Raw genomic sequence first — 22157 nt, 5'->3', positions numbered from 1 at the left:
GCTCCAACAAAAGCCAGCCCCCACACCGAACGAGATTTACGATGAACAACGCTCTGACCCAGTTGCAGCCCTACCCGTTCGAGAAGCTCCGCGCCCTGCTCGGCAGCGTCACGCCAAACCCGGACAAGCGCCCTATCGCGTTGTCCATCGGCGAGCCGAAACACCGCTCGCCAAGCTTTGTCGCCGAAGCCCTGGCCAGCAATCTGGATCAGATGGCCGTGTACCCGACCACCCTCGGCATCCCGGCCCTGCGTGAAGCCATCGCCGCATGGTGCGAACGGCGTTTCAGCGTTCCGGGCGGCTGGCTCGACCCGGCGCGCAACGTGCTGCCGGTCAACGGCACCCGTGAAGCGTTGTTCGCCTTCACCCAAACCGTGGTCAACCGTGGCGAAGACGCGTTGGTGGTCAGCCCGAACCCGTTCTATCAGATCTACGAAGGTGCTGCGTTCCTCGCCGGCGCCAAGCCGCATTACCTGCCATGCCTTGACGAAAACGGCTTCAACCCGGACTTCGACGCCGTTTCGCCCGACATCTGGAAGCGCTGCCAGATCCTGTTCCTGTGCTCCCCGGGCAACCCGACCGGCGCACTGATTCCGGTCGAGACGCTGAAAAAGCTGATCGCACTGGCCGACGAATACGACTTCGTAATCGCCGCTGACGAGTGCTACAGCGAACTGTACTTTGACGAGCAAACGCCGCCGGCCGGCCTGCTCAGCGCTTGCGTGGAACTGGGTCGCAAGGATTTCAAGCGCTGCGTGGTGTTCCATAGCCTGTCCAAACGCTCCAACCTGCCGGGCCTGCGCTCGGGTTTCGTGGCGGGCGATGCCGACATCCTCAAGGGCTTTTTGCTGTATCGCACCTACCACGGTTGCGCGATGCCGGTTCAAACCCAACTGGCCAGCGTGGCCGCGTGGAATGACGAAGTGCACGTGCGCGCCAACCGCGTGTTGTATCGCGAGAAATATGATGCCGTGCTGGAAATCCTCAGCCCGGTGATGGACGTACAGCGCCCGGACGGCGGCTTCTACTTGTGGCCGAATGTTGAAGGCGATGACGAAGCGTTCTGCCGTGACCTGTTTGTCGAAGAACATGTAACGGTGGTGCCAGGTTCTTATCTATCCCGTAACGTCGATGGGGCCAATCCGGGCGCGGGTCGTGTGCGGTTGGCACTGGTTGCGCCACTGGCCGAATGTGTTGAAGCGGCCGAGCGAATTCGCGATTTCATCAAACGCCGCAAGTAAGTATCCCGGCCCGCATTACGCAAGGTAGTGCGGGCTTTCTTTTATAGTCAGTTACATATCACCTGAAAATAAACCTTACCGAACTGCAGAGCGCCCATTACTCTCATGCAGCACATTACTGTGCGCAAAAACATCACAATCACTCTCACTTCATGGAAGAAGTAGCCAATGAACAGCATTGAAAACTGCACACTTATCCAATGGTACGACGACCAACAAGCCTATGACACGGCCATTAACGAAAACCCGCAGAATGCCGGCACCGCCAGCGGCACTCGACGCAAACGCTCGCTGGTTGACTACTCAAAGCTCTGGGCAAATGGGCGCACACTTAAAATCGCCTTTATCGACGCACCCAACGATGAACACAAACAGAAAATCATCAAGGCGGCCAATCAATGGTTGCCGTACATCAACCTGACCTTTGAGTTCGTTGAAGGGCTCAAAGGTGACATCCGAATAGCCACAAAGAATAACGACAACAGTTCAATGCTGGGTACCGACGCACTATTGATTCATCCGGACTGGCCGACCATGAACCTGGGGGTCCCTCCCGAACATGAAGATTTCGACGTGATCGTCACTCACGAGTTCGGGCATGCATTAGGTGCGATGCACGAACATCAGCATCCCGACGCCAGGATCCCCTGGGACAAACCAAAGGTGTATGAGTTCTATCAGAACCGAGCGATGAACCCATTAAGCAAAGAAGAAGTCGATAGAAACATTTTCACTCCATTCAACTCCCTGTCAGCGCTTTATACGCCGTATGACAGAAAGTCCATCATGCACTACCCCGTCGCCAATACATTAACGACAGGCAACTGGAAAATCCTCACCAACCGCACAATCAGTAAAAAAGACAAGCGCCTTATGAAGTTGCTTTACCCGAAGCACTGACAAATACAATCGCACTGACAACACCTATTTCCACTCCGCATTACTTAATGCGATGCGGAGCTTTCCAAATCAAACACACACCGAAACACCCTCGCTCTTTCTATCCGCGCAGATACCACTTAAAAATAGCCCAACGCACACTTCATCAACTTCGTATCGCGTACAACCTGCAAAACACACTTCAACTACTCAACATCAAAGACCAGGCAAATAAATAACCATGACGTTTCCAACACCTTGCACTCCTCCCGACACCACTGACACGAGCTCAACTCGATCAACACGAAGCATCGGGATAAGTAATAAATTCTGGACTAACGGGCAAACTTTGCGTATCGCCATCACTCGCTATGACGAAGCGATGTTTCAAGCCGTCGTCAATGCAATCAACCAGTGGGCACCCCACGTCAATCTGAAATTTGAATTCATTGAACTTGACGATAATGATGAACTGTATGAAGGGGATATCCGGATACTACTCTCCCACCTGAAAAATGGCGCGGGCTCCTCGGAACTCGGAACAGATGCGCTAAAAACGCCGAAGCACAGTCCCACGATGGTAGTGGGGATCGATTATGAATCTCCGTTATTCGCCACTATTGTCATGCATGAGTTCGGTCATGCCCTCGGAGTCGAGCATGAACACCAACACCCTGACGCGACGCTGGACTGGAATACACCGGCCATTTACAGAGAATTCAAAAAGGCTGGCTGGACCGAGGAACAGATTTACCTGAACGTTCTGAAAAAATTCCATCGAAGCCAGGGTCATCAATTGACCTATGACCCAACATCAATCATGCATTACTCCTTTCCCGCCAGTGTCATGTGGGACAAAAAAGCCATCCCCCGCAACATTGGGCTTTCCGAACAGGACATCCAATTCATCAGCTCGATTTACCCGCGTTAGAACACTGTCGAATCGGCCGCTGATTACTTTGAACACTGCCAGCAGATGCCGATTTCCAGACTTGATCCACGCCTTGAGCTCAGCCGCCAACGCGGCTTGAGTCGCGCTCACCGCCCTCCGATCAAGCGCGAAACGCCGACCCCACATCAGGATGTAGTCGGCGCTTGCATAAACCGTCGCCCCCCAGGCAATCGACAGCATTGAAGTGCCACATTAGCCGCTTAGACTGCATCCTGGCCGCGGCACCCATGCCGCACTCCAGCGCAGACCACCTTTCAACACCGAAATCCCTGCGGAAGGGAGCCTGCTCGCTTCCACAGGTTTTGGGTTTTAACCGAGAGGCCATGGCATAATCCCAGACCTTTCATTTCCAGCACCTGCAAAGGGGGCAATTCCTTGACCGTTTCAAGTAAAACGTTGCACCTTTTCGGCATCAAAGCCTGCGACACCATGAAAAAGGCGCGCACCTGGCTCGATGAACACGCTGCCAGCTATGACTTCCATGATTACAAAGCGGTCGGCATCGACCGTGAACACCTGACCCAATGGTGCGATGAGCACGGTTGGGAAGTGGTGTTGAACCGTGCAGGCACGACCTTTCGCAAGCTCGACGACGAACGCAAAGCCGATCTCGACCAGTCGAAAGCCATCGAACTGATGCTCGCACAACCCTCGATGATCAAGCGCCCGGTGCTTGATCTCGGTGACCGAACCCTGATTGGCTTCAAGCCAGATATCTACGCGGCAGCGCTCAAGTAAGCCAGCCCGTTCAATTTTGTTAGAGGTATTCACATGTCCAATTCCCTGTTCAGCGTGGCCTTCGGTGTCGGCACCCAAAACCGTCAAGGCGCATGGCTGGAAGTGTTCTACGCCGCCCCTGTCCTGAATCCATCGGCTGAAGTCATCGCCGCCATCGCGCCTGTTCTTGGCTACACCGAAGGCAATCAGGCCATCGCGTTCAGCACCGCCCAGGCTTCGCAACTGGCCGAGGCACTCAAAGGCGTCGACGCTGCCCAGGCTGCACTGCTGACCCGTCTGGCCGAGAGCCACAAGCCGCTGGTCGCGACGATTCTGGCCGAAGACGTTCAACTGACTTCCACGCCTGAGGCTTACCTCAAGCTGCACTTGCTGTCCCACCGCCTGGTCAAGCCACATGGCCTGAACCTGGCCGGTGTGTTCCCGTTGCTGCCGAACGTGGCATGGACCAGCCAGGGCGCGATCGACCTGGCCGAGCTGGCCGAGCATCAACTGGAAGCCCGTCTGCGCGGCGAGCTGCTGGAAGTGTTCTCGGTGGACAAGTTCCCGAAAATGACCGACTACGTGGTACCGGCCGGCGTACGTATCGCTGACGCGGCACGTATCCGCCTGGGCGCCTACGTGGGCGAAGGCACCACCGTGATGCACGAAGGTTTCGTCAACTTCAACGCCGGCACCGAAGGACCGGGCATGATCGAAGGTCGTGTTTCGGCAGGCGTATTCGTCGGCAAGGGTTCGGACCTGGGCGGCGGTTGCTCGACCATGGGCACCCTGTCGGGTGGCGGCAACATCGTGATCAAGGTCGGCGAAGGCTGCCTGATCGGCGCGAACGCCGGTATCGGTATCCCGTTGGGCGACCGCAACACCGTGGAGTCTGGCCTGTACGTGACCGCCGGCACCAAAGTGGCGCTGCTGGACGAAAACAACAAGCTGGTCAAAGTCGTCAAGGCGCGTGAACTGGCCGGTCAACCTGACCTGTTGTTCCGTCGCAATTCGGAGACCGGCGCCGTGGAATGCAAAACCCACAAATCGGCCATCGAACTGAACGAAGCGCTGCACGCTCACAACTAAGCAGCGTCACGATCACCTGTGTAGGAGCAGAGCTTGCTCGCGATGGGGCCCTTAAGGCCGCCAAAAAGCTTCGCGAGCAAGCTCTGCTCCTACATGGTCAGGCGTCTACCCGCCCATGTTTACCAGGGCCGAATAACATGATGATCCCCTCTCCCTGGCGCGCCGATTTTCCGGCCATCGCCGCTTTGCAACGGCAAGACCAGACCTATCTGGACAACGCCGCCACCACGCAAAAACCTCAAGCCCTGCTGGATGCCCTGACGCATTACTACGCCAACGGCGCGGCCAACGTGCATCGGGCGCAACACTTGCCCGGCGCCCATGCCACCCAGGCGTTCGAGGCCAGCCGCAGCAAAGTCGCGCAATGGCTGAATGCCGGCGATTGCGGGCAGATTATTTTTACCCATGGCGCGACGTCAGCGCTGAACCTCCTGGCGTACGGCCTGGAACATCTTTTCCAACCGGGCGATGAGCTGGTCATCAGCGCTCTGGAGCATCACGCCAACCTGCTGCCATGGCAGCAACTGGCACACCGCCGCGAGCTGAAACTGGTGATCCTGCCGCTGGATGCCGACGGTTTGATCGACCTTGAGGCCGCCGCACGCCTGATCGGTCCGCAAACCCGTTTGCTAGCCGTCAGTCAGTTGTCTAACGTGCTCGGCGCCTGGCAGCCGTTGCCCGCCCTATTGGCGATGGCGAAGGCACACGACGCGTTGACCGTGGTCGATGGCGCTCAAGGCGTGGTGCATGGTCGGCATGACGTGCAAGCACTGGGTTGCGACTTCTATGTGTTTTCCAGCCACAAGCTCTATGGCCCCGATGGCCTGGGCGTGCTGTTCGGGCACAACGAGGCGCTCAAGCATCTGCGTCATTGGCAGTTCGGCGGCGAAATGGTGCTGGACGCGGATTACCATGGCGCACGCTTTCGCCCTGCCCCATTGGGTTTCGAGGCAGGAACGCCGCCGATTGCCAGCGTGATTGGTCTGGGCGCGACGCTGGACTACCTCGCCGGGCTCGATCAGGACGCCGTTAACGCCCACGAAGCGGCGTTGCATGACTATTTGCTGAAAGGACTTGAAGCCCGAAACGGCATTCGCCTGCTGGGCAAACCGCAATTGGCGCTGGCCAGTTTTGTCGTCGAGGGTGTGCATAACTCTGATCTGGCGCATCTGCTGACCGAACAGGGGATTGCCGTGCGTGCGGGTCATCACTGCGCCATGCCGCTGCTCAAGAGCTTCGAGCTGGCCGGGGCGATCCGGGTGTCGTTGGCGCTTTACAACGATTCCGAAGACCTGGAGCGGTTCTTTGAAGCGCTGGATCAGGCGCTGGAGTTGCTGCGATGAACTTGCCTGCCGAGGCTGTGACGGCGCTGGACACGTTCCAGAACGCTGCCGGCTGGGAACAACGGGCGCGCCTGTTGATGCAATGGGGCGACCGCCTGCCGGCGCTGAGCGATGTGGATAAGGTGGATACCAACCGGGTGCATGGCTGTGAAAGCCAGGTGTGGCTGGTGGGTTCACTGAATGACGGTCACTGGCAGTTCGCGGCGAGCAGCGATGCCCGGTTGATTCGCGGATTGGTGGCGTTGCTGCTGGCGCGGGTCAACGGGTTGTCGGCAGGTGAGTTGCGGCAGGTGGATTTGCCAGAGTGGTTCAATCAGCTCGGCCTTTCGCGGCAGCTGTCACCGTCGCGCAGCAATGGCCTGAATGCCGTACTCCAGCGGATGAATGAGTTGGCTCAGTAAAAGGGGCTGCTTCGCAGCCCATCGCGGGCAAGCCCGCTCCCACAGTGGGTTGAGGTGAACTCAAATCTCGCATTCAATCCGGATTCATGTGGGAGCGGGCTTGCCCGCGATGGGGCCATCAGCCCCACCCATCAAACCTCAGGCTTGACCCGATCCGAAGGCCGCCGAACCCCGGCAACAATCTTATCCACAGCCTTGGTCGCCGCGACCATGCCGAACGTCGCCGTCACCATCATCACCGCACCAAACCCGCCGGCACAGTCCAGCTTCACGCCATCACCGACAAAACTCTTCTGCAGACAAATGCTGCCATCCGGTTTCGGGTAGCGCAGTTGCTCGGTGGAGAACACACACGGCACGCTGTAATGACGGGTCACGGTGCGGGAGAAGCCATAATCGCGGCGCAAGGTGGAACGCACTTTCGACGCCAGCGGATCGTTGAACGTACGGTTCAAATCGCACACCTGAATCAACGTCGGATCAATCTGCCCACCTGCCCCGCCAGTGGTGATGATCTGGATCTTGCGGCGCTTGCACCAGGCAATCAGCGCTGCCTTGGCGTTAACGCTGTCGATGCAATCGATCACGCAGTCGATGTTCGGCGTGATGTACTCGGCCATGGTCTCGCGGGTGACGAAATCCGCCACGGCGTGCACCGTGCAGTCCGGGTTGATCCCGCGCAGACGCTCGGCCATCACCTCAACCTTGGGTTTGCCGACCGTGCTGTCCAGCGCGTGCAACTGGCGATTGACGTTGCTGACGCAGACGTCGTCCAGGTCGAACAGCGAAATCTCGCCCACCCCACACCGGGCGACAGCTTCCGCCGCCCAGGAACCGACGCCACCGACGCCGACAATCGCCACATGCGCCGCGCGCAGGCGCGCCAGGCCTTCGATGCCATACAAACGGGCGATGCCGGCAAACCGCGGATCTTCTGTACTCATGACCATTACCCCAAAAACCGGCGCGCATTATAGGGCTTCGCTGCGCCAAGTTCTGAATTTCAATCTACAAGTGTAAGAACTTATGTGAAAGCAAATTGCCCAATGTCCGGTAATTCCCTGTCCGCTATACGAAAAGAGAATGCCCGGTGTAGGATGCGCGCCCCTTGGCGACCGCCAACCGTTCCTTCGTTCCACAGTCTTTGGAACCTGAAATAGCTATGTCATCCCGCAAATTTGGACTCAACCTGGTCGTGGTGCTCGCCATCGCAGCCTTGTTTACCGGCTTCTGGGCGCTAATCAACCGCCCGGTTACCGCCCCCAACTGGCCTGAACAGATCTCCGGCTTCTCGTACTCGCCGTTCCAGCAAGGCCAGTACCCACAGAAAGAGCAGTACCCGAACGACGATCAAATGCGTCGTGACCTGGAGATCATGAGCAAGCTGACGGACAACATCCGTACTTACTCGGTCGACGGCACGCTGGGCGACATTCCCAAACTGGCTGAAGAATTCGGCCTGCGGGTCACTTCGGGGATCTGGATCAGCCCGGACCAGGAACGCAACGAACGCGAGATCACCCGCGCCATCGAAATCGCCAACACCTCCCGCAGCGTGGTTCGCGTGGTGGTCGGCAACGAGGCAATCTTCCGTAAGGAAATTACCGCTGCCGAACTGAGCGTGATCCTCGATCGCGTGCGCGCCGCCGTGAAAGTGCCGGTGACCACGTCCGAGCAATGGCACGTCTGGGAAGAACACCCGGAACTGGCCAAGCACGTCGACCTGATCGCCGCCCACGTTCTGCCTTATTGGGAATTCATCCCGGTGGACAAGGCCGGTCAGTTCGTCCTCGACCGCGCCCGCGACCTGAAAAAGATGTTCCCGAAAAAACCGCTGCTGCTCTCGGAGGTTGGCTGGCCGAGCAACGGCCGCATGCGTGGCGGCACCGATGCGAGCCCGGCGGATCAGGCGATCTACCTGCGCACCCTGGTCAACAAACTCAATCGCCAGGGTTTCAACTATTTCGTGATCGAAGCCTTTGACCAGCCGTGGAAGGCCAGCGACGAAGGTTCGGTGGGCGCGTATTGGGGTGTGTTCAACGCCGCGCGCCAGCAGAAGTTCAACTTCGAAGGCCCCGTGGTCGCGATCCCGCAATGGCGCGTGCTGGCAATCGGCTCGGCCGTGCTGGCCTTGCTGTCCTTGACCTTGCTGATGATCGACGGCTCGGCCCTGCGCCAACGTGGCCGCACGTTCCTGACCTTTATCGCGTTCCTGTGCGGTTCGGTTCTGGTCTGGATCGGTTACGACTACAGTCAGCAATACAGCACCTGGTTCAGCCTGACGGTGGGCTTCTTGCTCGCCCTCGGAGCGCTCGGGGTCTTTATTGTGCTGCTGACCGAGGCACATGAACTGGCCGAAGCGGTCTGGACCCACAAGCGCCGACGTGAATTCCTGCCGGTGGTGGGCGATTCGGACTACAGACCAAAAGTCTCGATCCACGTCCCTTGCTACAACGAGCCGCCGGAGATGGTCAAACAGACCCTCAATGCCCTGGCCAACCTCGACTATCCGGACTTCGAAGTCCTGATCATCGACAACAACACCAAGGACCCGGCGGTCTGGGAACCGGTGCGCGATTATTGCGAAACCCTCGGCCCGCGCTTCAAGTTCTTCCACGTTGCACCGCTGGCCGGCTTCAAGGGTGGTGCACTGAATTACCTGATCCCGCACACCGCCAAGGATGCCGAAGTGATTGCGGTGATCGACTCGGACTACTGCGTCGACCCGAACTGGCTCAAGCACATGGTGCCGCACTTCGCCGATCCGAAAATCGCCGTGGTGCAGTCGCCGCAGGATTACCGCGACCAGAACGAAAGCACCTTCAAGAAGCTTTGCTACGCGGAATACAAAGGCTTCTTCCACATCGGCATGGTCACCCGTAACGACCGTGACGCGATCATCCAGCACGGCACCATGACCATGACCCGGCGCTCGGTGCTCGAAGAGCTCGGCTGGGCCGATTGGTGCATCTGTGAAGACGCCGAGTTGGGTCTGCGTGTCTTCGAAAAAGGCCTGTCGGCGGCGTATTACCACACCAGCTACGGCAAAGGCCTGATGCCCGATACCTTTATCGACTTCAAGAAACAGCGTTTCCGCTGGGCCTACGGGGCGATTCAGATCATCAAGCGTCACACCGCCAGCCTGCTGCGCGGCAAGGACACCGAACTGACCCGTGGCCAGCGTTATCACTTCCTCGCGGGCTGGTTGCCGTGGGTCGCGGACGGCATGAACATCTTCTTCACCGTGGGCGCCCTGTTGTGGTCGGCGGCGATGATCATCGTGCCGCAACGGGTCGATCCACCGCTGCTGATTTTCGCGATCCCGCCGTTGGCGTTGTTCGTGTTCAAGGTCGGCAAGATCATTTTCCTCTACCGCCGGGCGGTCGGGGTCAATCTGAAGGATGCGTTCTGCGCGGCGCTCGCGGGCCTGGCGCTGTCGCACACGATTGCCAAAGCGGTGTTGTACGGCTTCTTCACCAGCAGCATTCCGTTCTTCCGCACCCCGAAAAACGCCGACAACCACGGCTTCTGGGTGGCGATTTCGGAGGCGCGTGAAGAGGTATTCATCATGCTGCTGTTGTGGGGCGCGGCACTGGGGATTTTCCTGGTGAACGGCTTGCCGAGCAACGACATGCGCTTCTGGGTGACCATGTTGCTGGTGCAGTCGCTGCCGTACCTGGCTGCGCTGATCATGGCGTTCTTGTCTTCGCTGCCCAAACCGGCCGCCGAGCCTGAGCCGGCGCCAGCCGTCTAAAACTGTACAGATGCACTAAACGGCGGCCAATGGTCGCCGTTTTGCTTTAAGATAACCGCCATTTTGCAGGCCTTGGCCGGGCCCGGTTTAACGGCCGAACGCCTTACCTGTGGGAGCGGGCTTGCTCGCGAAGCTTTTGGCGCCAGTGACGGCCCCTTCGCGAGCAAGCCCGCTCCCACATTTGGTCCGCGCCCAAATTCATGTTTTCCGGAGTTTTCCATGACGGCCCACGCCGACCTTTCGCCGACCCTTCAACTCGCCATCGACCTGATCCGCCGCCCGTCCGTGACGCCGGTCGACGCCGATTGCCAGAAGCAGATGATGCAGCGCCTGGGCGATGCCGGTTTCATGCTGGAACCGATGCGCATCGAAGATGTGGATAACTTCTGGGCGACCCACGGCAAACACGACGGCCCGGTGCTGTGCTTCGCCGGCCACACCGACGTGGTCCCGACCGGCCCGGTGACCGCTTGGCAGATCGACCCGTTCAACGCGCTGATCGACGAACACGGCATGCTCTGTGGCCGTGGCGCAGCTGACATGAAAGGCAGCCTGGCCTCGATGACCGTGGCCGCCGAGCGTTTTGTCGCCGACTACCCGGATCACAAGGGCAAGGTCGCGTTCCTGATCACCAGTGACGAAGAAGGCCCGGCGCACCACGGCACCAAGGCAGTGATTGAACGCCTCGCCGCGCGCAAGGAACGTCTGGACTGGTGCATCGTTGGCGAGCCGTCGAGCACCACCCTGGTGGGCGATGTGGTCAAGAACGGTCGTCGCGGTTCCCTCGGCGCCAAATTGACCGTGCGCGGTGTGCAAGGTCACGTGGCCTATCCGCACCTGGCGAAAAACCCGATCCACCTCGCCGCCCCGGCCCTGGCCGAACTGGCCGCCGAGCACTGGGACCACGGCAACGATTTCTTCCCGCCAACCAGCTTCCAGATCTCCAACGTCAATTCCGGCACCGGCGCGACCAACGTCATCCCGGGTGATCTGGTGGCGGTGTTCAACTTCCGCTTCTCCACCGAGTCCACCGTCGAAGGCCTGCAAAAGCGCGTGGCCGACATTCTCGACAAGCATGGCCTGGACTGGCACATCGACTGGGCGTTGTCCGGCCTGCCGTTCCTCACCGAACCGGGTGCGTTGCTGGATGCTGTTGCGTCGAGCATCAAGGACATCACCGGTCGCGAAACCAAGGCTTCCACCAGTGGCGGCACCTCTGACGGTCGTTTCATCGCGACCATGGGCACCCAAGTGGTTGAACTGGGTCCGGTCAACGCGACCATCCACCAGGTCAACGAACGCGTACTGGCAGCTGACCTCGATGTGTTGACCGAGATCTACTACCAGACCCTGATCAAGTTGCTCGCCTGATGCTCGCGTGCCCGATATGCAGTGAACCGCTGAATGCGGTGGACAACGGCGTGGCCTGCCCCGCCGGGCATCGTTTCGACCGCGCGCGGCAGGGTTATCTGAACCTGTTGCCGGTGCAGCATAAAAACAGCCGCGACCCTGGGGATAACCTGGCCATGGTTGAAGCCCGCCGCGACTTCTTGAACGCCGGCCATTACGCGCCAGTGGCCAAGCGCCTGGCGGAACTGGCAGCCGGCTATGCACCGCAGCGCTGGCTGGACATCGGCTGTGGCGAGGGTTACTACACCGCGCAAATCGCCGAGGCTTTACCGAACGCCGACGGTTACGCGCTGGATATCTCTCGCGAAGCGGTCAAACGAGCGTGCAAGCGTAACCCGCAGCTGACTTGGTTGATCGCCAGCATGGCACGGGTGCCATTGGCCTCGGGCAGTTGCCAGTTTCTGGCGAGCGTCTTCAGCCCTCTGGACTGGGAAGAAGCCAAACGCCTGCTCAGCCCCGGTGGCGGTTTGATGAAAGTCGGGCCGACCAGCGGTCACCTGATGGAGTTGCGCGAACGGCTGTACGACGAAGTCCGTGAGTACACCGATGACAAGCATCTGGCCCTGGTGCCGGAAGGCATGGCGCTGCAACACAGCGAAACCCTTGAATTCAAACTGACCCTGGAAAGTGGTCAGGATCGCGCCAACCTGTTGGCGATGACCCCTCACGGTTGGCGCGCCAGTGCCGAACGCCGCACAGCGGTGATCGAGCAGGTCGAGCCGTTCGAGGTCACCGTGTCGATGCGCTACGATTATTTCGTACTTCAATAATTTTGGTCTTGAGCAACGGCTTGAGGCCGGCTAAATCCGCGAATGGATTTTTCAGACCCGCAGTGAGGACATCCATGCGCCAACCCGATATCGAGATTTACCTGAAAGACGCCGACGTTGACCACAAAGCCATTTCGGCCTGGCTCGGCGCGGCTTTAGGCCCGTGCACCGACTGGGTCCAGAAAGGCCAGACCTACAAGTGCAAGGCCGGCAACGTGCCCGTCACCTGGCTGCCCAAAGCCGTGGGCAAGTGGAACAGCCTGTTTCTGGACAGCGACCAGACCCCGTGGGAAGACGACATCGCCTGCGCCCGCGCAGCCTTTGCCGCGCTGAACGTGGAAGTACGTTGCGCGCCGGGGACGTGGGTCGAAGAAGAAGGCGAAGAGACAGCGGATCGCTGGATGCGCATCAGCGCTGATGGTGAAGAAGAAATCACCTGGAAAACCGCTTAACAACGACACGCATAACCTGTGGGAGCGGGCTTGCCCGCGAAGGCGGCGGCACATCCAGAATAGATGTGACTGACAAACCGCTTTCGCGGGCAAGCCCGCTCCCACAGTGTTTTTTGGTGATCCAAAGAGTGCGAGTTACAGCCCCACCACATCCTCAGCCTGCAAACCCTTCTCGCCGGTCACCACGGCATATTCAACCTGCTGACCTTCAGCCAGCGAACGGTGCCCTTCGCCACGAATCGCGCGGTAGTGCACGAACACGTCCACCCCGTCCTCGCGTTGAATAAAGCCGTAGCCCTTGGCGTCGTTGAACCACTTCACGTTGCCGGTTTCGCGTGTTGCCATTTGTTCATACTCCCTTTTTATTATTGATCGGGCTTTTCGCAGGAAAGCCTTCAGGAACGTCAATCTGCGCGCGACGTCCCAGCAAGGGCTTCGACGGCAGACGGCCGAGTATATGACAGGCAGCGAAACTCTCAACTCAACTTTACTTAGGCGCTTTTTTGCCGATTTTCGACGAATCCGGCACACTGTCGCCCTCCCGAGCAAACGCTCGGTTTTACTCACTCACGCAGAAGCCGTATGACCCGCTCCCCGTTCCGCCGTCTTGTGTTTGGCACCCTGCGTCGACTGTTGTACCTCTGGGTTCGCTCGGAGACGATCAACCAGTCGTCGTTCACCCTCAACCTCGACCGCAGTCGTCCGGTGTTCTACGTCCTGCAAAACCCTTCGCTGACCGACCTCGCCGTGGTCGACACCGAATGCAGCAAGGCTGGCCTGCCCCGCCCGGTACTGCCGGTTTCAGTGGGTAACCTGCTGGAACCCGCCGCGTTCTTTTACCTGACACCGGAGCCCGACTGGCTCGGTCGACAGGACAAACGCGGCGCGCCGCCAACCCTGACCCGCCTGGTCAGCGCCCTGAGCCAGAATGGCGCCGAAGACGCGCAGATCATTCCGGTCAGCGTGTTCTGGGGTCAGTCGCCGGACAGCGAATCGAGCCCGTGGAAACTGCTCTTCGCCGACAGTTGGGCCGTCACCGGTCGCCTGCGCCGCTTGCTGAGCATCATCGTGCTGGGGCGCAAGACGCGTGTGCAATTCTCTGCGCCGATTCACCTGCGCGAGCTGATCGATCACAACAAGGGCCACGAGCGCACCGTGCGCATGGCCCAGCGGATCCTGCGGGTGCACTTCCGCAATCTCAAAGCCGCCGTCATCGGCCCGGACATTTCGCACCGACGCAATTTGGTCAAAGGTTTGCTCAACCAGCCACTGGTCAAGCAAGCGATCCTCGATGAAGCCGAGCGCGAGAACATCTCCCCGGAGAAAGCCAAGGCCCAGGCCCTGCGTTACGGCAACGAAATCGCCTCGGACTACACCTACACCGCAATCCGCTTCATGGAAGTGGTGCTGAGCTGGTTCTGGAACAAGATCTACGACGGCATCAAGGTCAACAACATCGAAGGCGTGCAAAAAGTCGCCCCGGGTTACGAAGTGATCTACGTACCCTGCCACCGCAGCCACATCGACTACCTGCTGCTGTCCTATCTGCTGTTCCGCAATGGCCTGACCCCGCCGCACATCGCTGCCGGGATCAACCTCAACATGCCGGGGATCGGCGGCCTGCTGCGTCGCGGCGGTGCGTTCTTCATGCGCCGTACTTTCAAAGGCAACCCGCTGTACACCTCGGTGTTCAACGAATACCTGCACACCTTGTTTACCAAAGGCTTCCCGGTCGAGTACTTCGTCGAGGGCGGCCGTTCGCGCACCGGGCGCATGCTGCAACCGAAAACCGGGATGCTCGCGATTACCCTGCGCAGCTTTCTGCGTTCGTCGCGCATGCCCATCGTGTTTGTGCCGGTATACATCGGCTACGAGCGTGTGCTGGAGGGCCGGACCTACCTCGGCGAACTGCGTGGTGCGACCAAGAAGAAAGAGTCGATTTTCGATATTTTCAAAGTCATCGGCGCGCTCAAGCAGCGCTTCGGCCAAGTGGCGGTGAACTTCGGCGAGCCGATCAAACTGGCGGAATTCCTCGACAGCGAACAGCCGGACTGGCGCCAACAGGAGCTCGGCCCGCAATTCAAACCGGCCTGGCTCAACGAAACCACCAACCGTTTGGGCGAGAAAGTTGCGCAGCATCTGAACGAAGCCGCAGCGATCAATCCCGTGAACCTGGTGGCCCTGGCGTTGCTGTCCACCAGCCGATTGGCGCTGGATGATCGCGCCATGGCGCGAGTGCTGGACCTGTACCTCGCACTGTTGCGCAAGGTTCCGTATTCGCCGCACACCACACTGCCGGAAGGCGATGGTCGCGCACTGATCGAACACGTGAAGGACATGGACTTGCTGTCCGAGCAGAGCGATGCCCTGGGCAAGATTCTGTATCTGGACGAGCAGAACGCCGTCCTGATGACCTACTACCGCAACAACGTGCTGCACATTTTTGCGTTGCCGGCACTGCTCGCGAGTTTCTTCCAGAGCGCGTCGCGCATGAACCGCGAGCAGATCCTGCGTTACACCCGCGCACTGTATCCGTACCTGCAATCGGAACTGTTCATTCGCTGGTCCATGGATGAACTGGACGCGGTGATCGACCAATGGCTGGAAGCGTTCGTTGAACAAGGCCTGCTGCGTTTCGAAAACGATGTCTACCTGCGCCCCGCACCAAGCTCACGGCATTTCGTGCTGCTGACCTTGCTGTCGAAGAGCATCGCCCAGACCTTGCAGCGCTTCTATATGACCGTGTCCCTGCTGCTCAACAGCGGCCAGAACAGCATCAGCGCCGAAGAACTCGAAGACCTGTGCACAGTCATGGCCCAGCGCCTTTCGATCCTCCATGGCCTGAACGCCCCCGAGTTCTTCGACAAGAGCCTGTTCCGTCACTTCATCCAGACGATGCTTGATCTGGAGGTGCTCAAGCGCGACGAAGCTGGCAAGTTGAGCTATCACGAATTGCTCGGCGAACTGGCCGAAGGCGCGGCCAAACGGGTGTTGCCGGCGGAGATTCGATTGTCGATCCGTCAGGTTGCGTTGCACCGCAGTGAAGATGCGGCGGATCAGGCTTAGTTGGGTCAACAGTAACTTCCTGACAACAACTATAAGAACAGGGACGTTCTTATAGTTGTCCGATTATGGATTAATAGATCACTCCAAATAACCCACCACGATATGGATATCGCGATGAACTCATTAGATAACCCCACCCACTACATCACCCTGACATTTAGTTTGCCTGACGACTTTATGCCTCCCACCAGTGGTGAGGCCGAGACTTATATAAGCGTTCATACGGCAAACACTCAGTCCCCCATCAAAGTGGCGCAATCCCGTAAACCGATGCTGTACAGCGGCCGCTGGAATTTTTCATTTGCACACAGTTTTTCCGACGTCAGCGTCAAATACCGCGTGAGTGTCAGCATGACCCACAACGGTGTGCCACTCCTGATCGACCTGGACCACTTCATCATTGTTCACCGCACGCCACACCGCCAAACACTGCACCTGAGTCCGATCGGTCGCCTCTACATCCAGGCGCAAGAACCTCAAGCGGTGGAACCCGAACACGCGGTGACCATTGTTGCCCATGAGCACGACAATGCGACGGTGCAACTGACTCAAGTGCATATCAGTGAACAAATGGCAGAGGCGTTTTATCTGGAGTACGATCCGGACACTGTTGTGCCCGGTAAACGCTACACCCTGACGGCGACTGAAAATGAATACCGCAATGCAATCGAAGTCTATCCCGGCTCTGTTGTATTAAAACCCTTCAGCAAAGCCTGATAACCTTCGCGCCCACAATAAACCGGCGAAACGGCTGTCAACATCCGTTCCTCCTCAACCCGAACAAGGAAGCTGCCATGTTCCGCCCTACCCTTCGCTTCGCCGGCCTCTGCGCAGGCTTGATGATTTCTGCCAGCGCACTGGCGCTCTCGTTCAGCGACCTGTCGCAAAAAGACGCCACCGGCGGCCTCAAGGATGCCCTGACCCAAGGCGCGCAACTGGCCGTGAAACAGCTCGGCACACCGGGTGGTTTCAGCAACAACCCGGACGTGAAAATCGGACTGCCGGGCAAACTCGGCAAGGTCGCCAGCAAGATGAAGCAGTTCGGTATGGGCGATCAGGTCGACGAACTGGAAGCCAGCATGAACAAAGCGGCTGAAACCGCCGTGACCCAGGCCCAGCCGATCCTCGTGGACGCAGTAAAGAAGATGAGCGTGGAAGATGCCAAGGGCATCCTCAGCGGTGGCAACGACTCCGCCACTCAATACCTGAACAAAACCAGTCGCGAGCAGATCCGCGCCAGGTTCCTGCCCATCGTCAAGCAAGCCACCGACCAGGTTGGCCTCGCCAAACAGTACAACACGTTCGCGGGGCAGGCGGCGACCATGGGCGTGCTGGATGCGAAGAACGCCAACGTCGAAAACTACGTCACCGAGCAGGCGCTGAACGGCTTGTTCGAGATGATCGGCAAACAGGAAGAAACCATCCGCCAGAACCCGGCAGCGGCGGCGACCAGTCTGGCGAAGAAGGTGTTTGGCACGCTGTAACGTTCAGCGAATACCACACAAGAAAAAGCCCGCGGACCTTTCAGGTTCAGCGGGCTTTTTTACTTAAATGGCTTCCATGACGGATGAAGTGACGGGTGCGGGCCGTAAAAAGAACACCCACTCACGCCCCATCTTGCGCTTCTCAAACACCTTCAGATCAACCAACCCGTTCAAGGTCGCCGAAGCAGTGTTGTAAGAACAGTCCAGGTTCTCCTTCACATTGACCGCCGTAAATTCCTTGGCCATGCCGCTCTTGGCCACTTGATAGACGGCACGCTGCTTTTCGGTGAGCTGGTTGAAAAAACCGGATGCCATCAACCAGCGATCAAAGCGTTCGGTGTAAGCCAGACTGTTGCGATAGGCGCTGGTAAAACCACTGACCGCCCGAAGGATCACCGAACACTGGAAATCGATGAAGTAGGTCAGGTCCAGTTCATCGGCCTCGGTATTCAAATACGAGCGTCCGTATTTCACCGGCGCGTTGCGTAGCAAAATGCTGATCGCAATGTATCGAAAGGCCGAAAAGTCATTCTTGAACATGAACCAGTAAAACAGCGCCCGCGCGACACGCCCGTTGCCATCGCGAAAAGGATGTTCATAACCCAAAGCAAAATGCAGCGCGATGCCTTTGATCAGCGGATGAAGATAGTCCGCACGGTTGGGATCGTTGTGGGGTTGATTGATCCATTTCGACAGCACCTGTAACCGTGCCACCAGCCCCGCTGCGGGCGGCGGGGTATGCACGGTGTTGCCCTCGCCGTCCTGTACCACCACATCATCGTTGCCTCGCAATTCTCCCGGCGAGTACTGCACGTCGTCGATGCCCTCGACACCAACACGATGCATCGCGGTGATGAGCTCAACACTCAGAGGCTCATAACGCTGCTCCCAAGCAAAGGTCATCATTTGGTAATTGCCAATGACCATTCGCTCATCTGGCGTTCGCGGCTGGCGATGACGCTTGAGCATATCCTTGGCCACCCGAGTGGTCGTTGCCGCGCCTTCGAGCTGGCTGCTGCTGATGGCCTCGTCTTCGATCAGATCATTGAGCAGATAACTGAAATGTGCGCGCTCACCAATCTGGCTGGTCATGTATTCCAACGCAGCGGTTGTGGCTTGCCGATCGACGGCTGAAATAGCCTTCTGCGCCAGCGGTGTCAGCAGGAAGTTGCCCCACTGGACCGGCTCGCCCAAAGGTAGAAGGCGGGAATACTGAGCCGTGCGGGCTTTTTTTGACCAAAGCCCAGCACAACCTGGAATCCAGTCCTGGTGCCCAGCGGTAACGCAATTCATCGAATGGAAGATAGCGCCCCTGATCATCCAGCGGCTTGAGCAGGGCCAGGTAGTCCGAGAGGCGTTCCTTGTGGGGCGAGGTCATCAACAGGTCGAATACCGGATCGGTCCTCCCCGCCACAACAGGTGGTTTTTTCATGACGACTGTCTCAAAAACTCGTGAAATCGAGATTCGAGTACAGCATTCAGCCCCCTCTGACTCAATATCAGAGGGATCTGAAATACACGTAGGAAGTCAGACCGGTTCTTTCTTGACCCTGAACCACGCCGCATACAGCGCCGGCAGGAACAACAGCGTCAATGCCGTCGCCACGATCAGTCCCCCCATGATCGCCACCGCCATCGGCCCGAAGAATACACTGCGTGACAACGGGATCATGGCCAGCACCGCCGCGAGCGCGGTCAACACAATCGGGCGGAAGCGGCGCACGGTCGCCTCGATAATCGCTTGCCAGGGCTTGAGGCCTGCCGCGATGTCCTGCTCGATCTGGTCGACCAGAATCACCGAGTTGCGCATGATCATCCCGGACAACGCGATGGTCCCGAGCATGGCGACAAAACCGAACGGCTGACGGAACACCATCAGGAACAGCGTCACGCCGATCAGCCCCAACGGCGCGGTCAGAAACACCATTACCGTGCGTGAGAAACTGCGCAGTTGCAGCATCAGCAACGTCAGCACCACGACGATGAACAGCGGCACGCCGGCCTTCACCGAGTTCTGTCCGCGGGCAGAGTCTTCTACGGTGCCGCCCACGTCCAGCAAGTAACCGTCCGGCAATTCGGCGCGTATCGGATCAAGCGTCGGCATGATCTGCTGCACCAGTGTGGCCGGTTGTTCCTTGCCATAAATGTCGGCGCGAACCGTCACGTTAGGCAGGCGATTGCGGTGCCAGATGATGCCTTCTTCGAAGCCATATTCCAGCGTCGCGATCTGCGACAGCGCAACGCTGCGGCCGTTGTCGGTCGGCACCGCCAGGCTCGGCAGCAACGACAGCTCGGTGCGCTCGTGCAGGGTGCCGCGCAGCAGAATCTCGATCAACTCGTTGTCTTCGCGGTACTGGCTGACACTGGAGCCGGTCAGTGAACTTTGCAGGAATTTCGACAAGTTCGCCGTGCTCACGCCAAGCGCTCGGGCGCGGTCTTGATCGACGTTCAGGTACACCACTTTGCTGGGCTCCTCCCAGTCCAGGTGCACGTTGACCACGTGCGGATTCTCGCGAACCTTGGCCGCCACTTTACGGGCCAGTGCGCGAACTTCTTCGATGTGCTCACCGGTCACCCGGAACTGCACTGGATAACCAACAGGCGGCCCGTTCTCAAGACGCGTGACCCGTGAACGCAGGGCCGGAAATTTTTCGTTGAGGGTTTCGATCAACCAGGTGCGCAGGGTCTCACGCTCCTCGATGGTCTTGGCCAGAACCACAAACTGCGCGAAGCTCGCCGCAGGCAGTTGCTGATCCAGCGGCAGGTAAAAACGCGGTGAACCGGTGCCGACGTAAGCCACGTAATTGTCGATACCGGCGTGATCTTTCAACAAGCCTTCAAGGCGTTTGACTTCATCGGCGGTGTTACTCAGGGACGCGCCTTCGGCCAGTTTCAAATCGACCATCAGCTCCAGTCGACCCGACGCCGGGAAGAATTGCTGCGGCACGAAGCGGAACAACACCACCGAGGCAACGAACATCATGATCGTCAGCACGATCACCGTTTTGCGGCGGCGCACGCACCACTCCACCAGACGCCTGACCCGCTGATAGAACGGCGTGGCGTAAGGGTCCGGCTGACCCGCACCATGTTTGGCGGCATGAATTTTCGCCAGATCCGGCAGGAGTTTTTCCCCCAGGTACGGCACGAACACCACGGCGGCCACCCACGAGGCCAGCAACGCAATGGTCACCACCTGGAAAATCGAGCGGGTGTATTCGCCGGTGCCCGACTGCGCAGTGGCAATCGGCAGGAACCCGGCGGCGGTGATCAGCGTACCGGTGAGCATCGGGAATGCGGTGCTGGTCCAGGCATAACTGGCCGCTTTGACGCGGTCGAAGCCCTGCTCCATTTTGATCGCCATCATTTCCACGGCGATGATCGCGTCGTCCACCAGCAAACCCAGCGCCAGCACCAGCGCACCAAGGGAAATCTTGTGCAGGCCGATTCCCAGGTAATACATGCAAGCAAAAGTCATCGCCAACACCAGCGGAATCGCCAGCGCCACCACCATGCCGGTACGCACGCCGAGTGAGAAAAAGCTCACCAGCAACACAATCGCCAAGGCTTCGACCAGCACTTGAACGAATTCGCCGACCCCGGTTTTCACCGCGGCAGGTTGATCCGATACTTTGCGCAGTTGCATGCCGGCCGGAAGGTTTTTCTGGATGCGGTCGAACTCGACTTCCAGGGCCTTGCCCAGCACCAGAATGTCGCCGCCGTCCTTCATCGCGACGGCCAGACCGATGGCATTTTCCGCCATGAAGCGCATGCGCGGCGCTGGAGGATCGTTGAAGCCACGGCGAACGTCCGCCACATCGGAAATGCGGAACGTACGATCACCGACGCGGATAGGGAAGTTCTTGATCTCGTCGACTGTCTGAAAATTCCCCGAGACCCGTAGCTGCAAGCGCTCACTGGTGGTTTCGAAGAACCCCGCCGTCGACACTGCGTTCTGCTCTTCCAACGCTTGCTGCACAGCGGCCAACGGCAAGCCTAGGGTGGCGAGTTTGACGTTGGAGAGATCGATCCAGATCTTCTCGTCCTGCAGCCCGAGCAACTCGACCTTGCCCACGTCCTTGACCCGTTGCAGCTGGATCTGGATACGGTCGGCGTAATCCTTCAACACCGCATAGTCAAAACCGTCGCCAGTCAGGGCGTAGATATTGCCGAAAGTGGTGCCGAATTCATCGTTGAAAAAAGGCCCCTGAATGCCCGGCGGCAGGGTGTGACGGATGTCGCTGATCTTCTTGCGGACCTGATACCAGAGCTCGGGAATGTCGACCGAGTGCATGGAATCGCGAGCGATAAACGTCACTTGGGACTCACCCGGGCGCGAGAACGAGACGATGCGCTCGTACTCGCCGGTTTCCATCAGCTTCTTCTCAATGCGCTCGGTCACCTGGCGCGACACTTCCTCGGCCGTGGCCCCCGGCCAATTGGTGCGTATAACCATCGCCTTGAAGGTAAAAGGCGGGTCTTCGCTTTGGCCGAGTTTGGTGTAGGACAGTGCGCCGACGATTGCCAGCAAAAGCATCAGAAACAGTACGATCTGGCGATTACGCAACGCCCATTCGGAAAGGTTGAAGCGCATCGGGG

General features: G+C 58.8%; 17 protein-coding genes and 1 pseudogene. 14 read left to right on the top strand and 4 right to left on the bottom strand.

All coding sequences use genetic code 11. The features are described 5' to 3' along the window. Positions 1 to 41: 41 nt before the first annotated feature. From dapC to AB4N76_RS19765, 7 genes are all read left to right on the top strand, one after another. Complete coding sequence (gene dapC / locus AB4N76_RS19795) at positions 42 to 1241, top strand: succinyldiaminopimelate transaminase (protein ID WP_460163417.1); 1200 nt, start codon at positions 42 to 44, stop codon at positions 1239 to 1241. A 168-nt stretch (positions 1242 to 1409) separates the two neighbouring features. Beyond that, positions 1410 to 2141, top strand: coding sequence for a M12 family metallopeptidase (locus AB4N76_RS19790; RefSeq protein WP_046029184.1), 732 nt, complete (start codon positions 1410 to 1412; stop codon positions 2139 to 2141). Positions 2142 to 2469: 328 nt separating this feature from the next. Beyond that, entirely contained in the window at positions 2470 to 3051 is a 582-nt protein-coding gene (locus AB4N76_RS19785; RefSeq protein ID WP_052961878.1) for a M12 family metallopeptidase, read from the top strand. Between the two features lie 450 nt (positions 3052 to 3501). Continuing rightward, positions 3502 to 3810 (top strand): arsenate reductase, encoded by a 309-nt coding sequence (locus AB4N76_RS19780; RefSeq protein ID WP_460164625.1) that lies wholly within the window; start codon positions 3502 to 3504, stop codon positions 3808 to 3810. A gap of 33 nt (positions 3811 to 3843) precedes the next feature. Next, entirely contained in the window at positions 3844 to 4878 is a 1035-nt protein-coding gene (gene dapD, locus AB4N76_RS19775) for a 2,3,4,5-tetrahydropyridine-2,6-dicarboxylate N-succinyltransferase (RefSeq protein ID WP_046029176.1), read from the top strand. 137 nt (positions 4879 to 5015) lie between these two features. Then, entirely contained in the window at positions 5016 to 6221 is a 1206-nt protein-coding gene (locus tag AB4N76_RS19770; RefSeq protein WP_046029174.1) for an aminotransferase class V-fold PLP-dependent enzyme, read from the top strand. Further along, positions 6218 to 6622, top strand: a complete 405-nt coding sequence (locus AB4N76_RS19765) for a SufE family protein (RefSeq protein ID WP_046029172.1) — start codon at positions 6218 to 6220, stop codon at positions 6620 to 6622. Before AB4N76_RS19770 ends, AB4N76_RS19765 begins: the two co-directional genes overlap by 4 nt. A gap of 131 nt (positions 6623 to 6753) precedes the next feature. Here the strand turns inward: AB4N76_RS19765 and tcdA are convergent, their stop codons facing one another. Further along, positions 6754 to 7572 carry a tRNA cyclic N6-threonylcarbamoyladenosine(37) synthase TcdA gene (gene tcdA, locus AB4N76_RS19760; RefSeq protein WP_046029170.1) on the bottom strand — a complete coding sequence of 273 codons (819 nt, stop codon included), beginning with the start codon at positions 7570 to 7572 and terminating at the stop codon, positions 6754 to 6756. 212 nt (positions 7573 to 7784) lie between these two features. Here tcdA and AB4N76_RS19755 point away from each other — a divergent pair, with 212 nt between their 5' ends. The 4 genes from AB4N76_RS19755 (at position 7785) to AB4N76_RS19740 (ending at position 13008) form a co-directional block, all read left to right on the top strand. After that, positions 7785 to 10376, top strand: a complete 2592-nt coding sequence (locus tag AB4N76_RS19755; RefSeq protein WP_460163416.1) for a glycosyltransferase — start codon at positions 7785 to 7787, stop codon at positions 10374 to 10376. A 219-nt stretch (positions 10377 to 10595) separates the two neighbouring features. Continuing rightward, on the top strand, positions 10596 to 11747 hold the full coding sequence (dapE, locus tag AB4N76_RS19750; RefSeq protein WP_077430794.1) for a succinyl-diaminopimelate desuccinylase: 1152 nt from the start codon (positions 10596 to 10598) through the stop codon (positions 11745 to 11747). After that, a complete protein-coding gene (locus AB4N76_RS19745) occupies positions 11747 to 12556 on the top strand; it encodes a putative RNA methyltransferase (RefSeq protein ID WP_046029165.1) in 810 nt (269 codons plus the stop codon). The genes dapE and AB4N76_RS19745 overlap by 1 nt, the downstream gene beginning before the upstream one ends. A gap of 74 nt (positions 12557 to 12630) precedes the next feature. Next, positions 12631 to 13008, top strand: coding sequence for a hypothetical protein (locus tag AB4N76_RS19740; protein WP_046029164.1), 378 nt, complete (start codon positions 12631 to 12633; stop codon positions 13006 to 13008). A 135-nt stretch (positions 13009 to 13143) separates the two neighbouring features. On the opposite strand, the gene AB4N76_RS19735 is transcribed toward AB4N76_RS19740, so the two are convergent. Beyond that, the gene (locus AB4N76_RS19735; RefSeq protein WP_010462862.1) at positions 13144 to 13353 is read right to left on the bottom strand and encodes a cold-shock protein; all 210 of its coding nucleotides are present in this window, start codon (positions 13351 to 13353) and stop codon (positions 13144 to 13146) included. Positions 13354 to 13590: 237 nt separating this feature from the next. Here AB4N76_RS19735 and plsB point away from each other — a divergent pair, with 237 nt between their 5' ends. The 3 genes from plsB to AB4N76_RS19720 all read left to right on the top strand — a co-directional run bounded on the left by plsB (position 13591) and on the right by AB4N76_RS19720 (position 17558). Next, entirely contained in the window at positions 13591 to 16074 is a 2484-nt protein-coding gene (plsB, locus tag AB4N76_RS19730) for a glycerol-3-phosphate 1-O-acyltransferase PlsB (RefSeq protein WP_046029161.1), read from the top strand. A gap of 102 nt (positions 16075 to 16176) precedes the next feature. Next, the gene (locus AB4N76_RS19725) at positions 16177 to 16791 is read left to right on the top strand and encodes a hypothetical protein (protein WP_185752261.1); all 615 of its coding nucleotides are present in this window, start codon (positions 16177 to 16179) and stop codon (positions 16789 to 16791) included. 77 nt (positions 16792 to 16868) lie between these two features. Beyond that, positions 16869 to 17558 (top strand): DUF4197 domain-containing protein, encoded by a 690-nt coding sequence (locus tag AB4N76_RS19720; RefSeq protein WP_077430797.1) that lies wholly within the window; start codon positions 16869 to 16871, stop codon positions 17556 to 17558. 63 nt (positions 17559 to 17621) lie between these two features. Here the strand turns inward: AB4N76_RS19720 and AB4N76_RS19715 are convergent. Next, positions 17622 to 18990 (bottom strand): annotated as a pseudogene (locus AB4N76_RS19715) (Fic family protein). 96 nt (positions 18991 to 19086) lie between these two features. After that, positions 19087 to 22152, bottom strand: a complete 3066-nt coding sequence (locus tag AB4N76_RS19710; RefSeq protein ID WP_046029155.1) for an efflux RND transporter permease subunit — start codon at positions 22150 to 22152, stop codon at positions 19087 to 19089. Positions 22153 to 22157 lie beyond the last annotated feature (5 nt).

The sequence above is a fragment of the Pseudomonas sp. S2_F03 genome (genome assembly GCF_054668335.1).
This window is presented reverse-complemented; position numbering and strand designations above follow the sequence as displayed.

What these genes read in the sequence shown, in the direction of transcription:
- dapC (WP_460163417.1), top strand. Translation starts at nt 42, where the DNA reads ATGAACAACGCTCTGACCCAGTTGCAGCCCTACCCGTTCGAGAAGCTC.
- AB4N76_RS19790 (WP_046029184.1), top strand. Translation starts at nt 1,410, where the DNA reads ATGAACAGCATTGAAAACTGCACACTTATCCAATGGTACGACGACCAA.
- AB4N76_RS19780 (WP_460164625.1), top strand. Translation starts at nt 3,502, where the DNA reads ATGAAAAAGGCGCGCACCTGGCTCGATGAACACGCTGCCAGCTATGAC.
- dapD (WP_046029176.1), top strand. Translation starts at nt 3,844, where the DNA reads ATGTCCAATTCCCTGTTCAGCGTGGCCTTCGGTGTCGGCACCCAAAAC.
- AB4N76_RS19770 (WP_046029174.1), top strand. Translation starts at nt 5,016, where the DNA reads ATGATGATCCCCTCTCCCTGGCGCGCCGATTTTCCGGCCATCGCCGCT.
- AB4N76_RS19765 (WP_046029172.1), top strand. Translation starts at nt 6,218, where the DNA reads ATGAACTTGCCTGCCGAGGCTGTGACGGCGCTGGACACGTTCCAGAAC.
- tcdA (WP_046029170.1), bottom strand. Translation starts at nt 7,572, where the DNA reads ATGGTCATGAGTACAGAAGATCCGCGGTTTGCCGGCATCGCCCGTTTG.
- AB4N76_RS19755 (WP_460163416.1), top strand. Translation starts at nt 7,785, where the DNA reads ATGTCATCCCGCAAATTTGGACTCAACCTGGTCGTGGTGCTCGCCATC.
- dapE (WP_077430794.1), top strand. Translation starts at nt 10,596, where the DNA reads ATGACGGCCCACGCCGACCTTTCGCCGACCCTTCAACTCGCCATCGAC.
- AB4N76_RS19745 (WP_046029165.1), top strand. Translation starts at nt 11,747, where the DNA reads ATGCTCGCGTGCCCGATATGCAGTGAACCGCTGAATGCGGTGGACAAC.
- AB4N76_RS19740 (WP_046029164.1), top strand. Translation starts at nt 12,631, where the DNA reads ATGCGCCAACCCGATATCGAGATTTACCTGAAAGACGCCGACGTTGAC.
- AB4N76_RS19735 (WP_010462862.1), bottom strand. Translation starts at nt 13,353, where the DNA reads ATGGCAACACGCGAAACCGGCAACGTGAAGTGGTTCAACGACGCCAAG.
- plsB (WP_046029161.1), top strand. Translation starts at nt 13,591, where the DNA reads ATGACCCGCTCCCCGTTCCGCCGTCTTGTGTTTGGCACCCTGCGTCGA.
- AB4N76_RS19725 (WP_185752261.1), top strand. Translation starts at nt 16,177, where the DNA reads ATGGATATCGCGATGAACTCATTAGATAACCCCACCCACTACATCACC.
- AB4N76_RS19720 (WP_077430797.1), top strand. Translation starts at nt 16,869, where the DNA reads ATGTTCCGCCCTACCCTTCGCTTCGCCGGCCTCTGCGCAGGCTTGATG.
- AB4N76_RS19710 (WP_046029155.1), bottom strand. Translation starts at nt 22,152, where the DNA reads ATGCGCTTCAACCTTTCCGAATGGGCGTTGCGTAATCGCCAGATCGTA.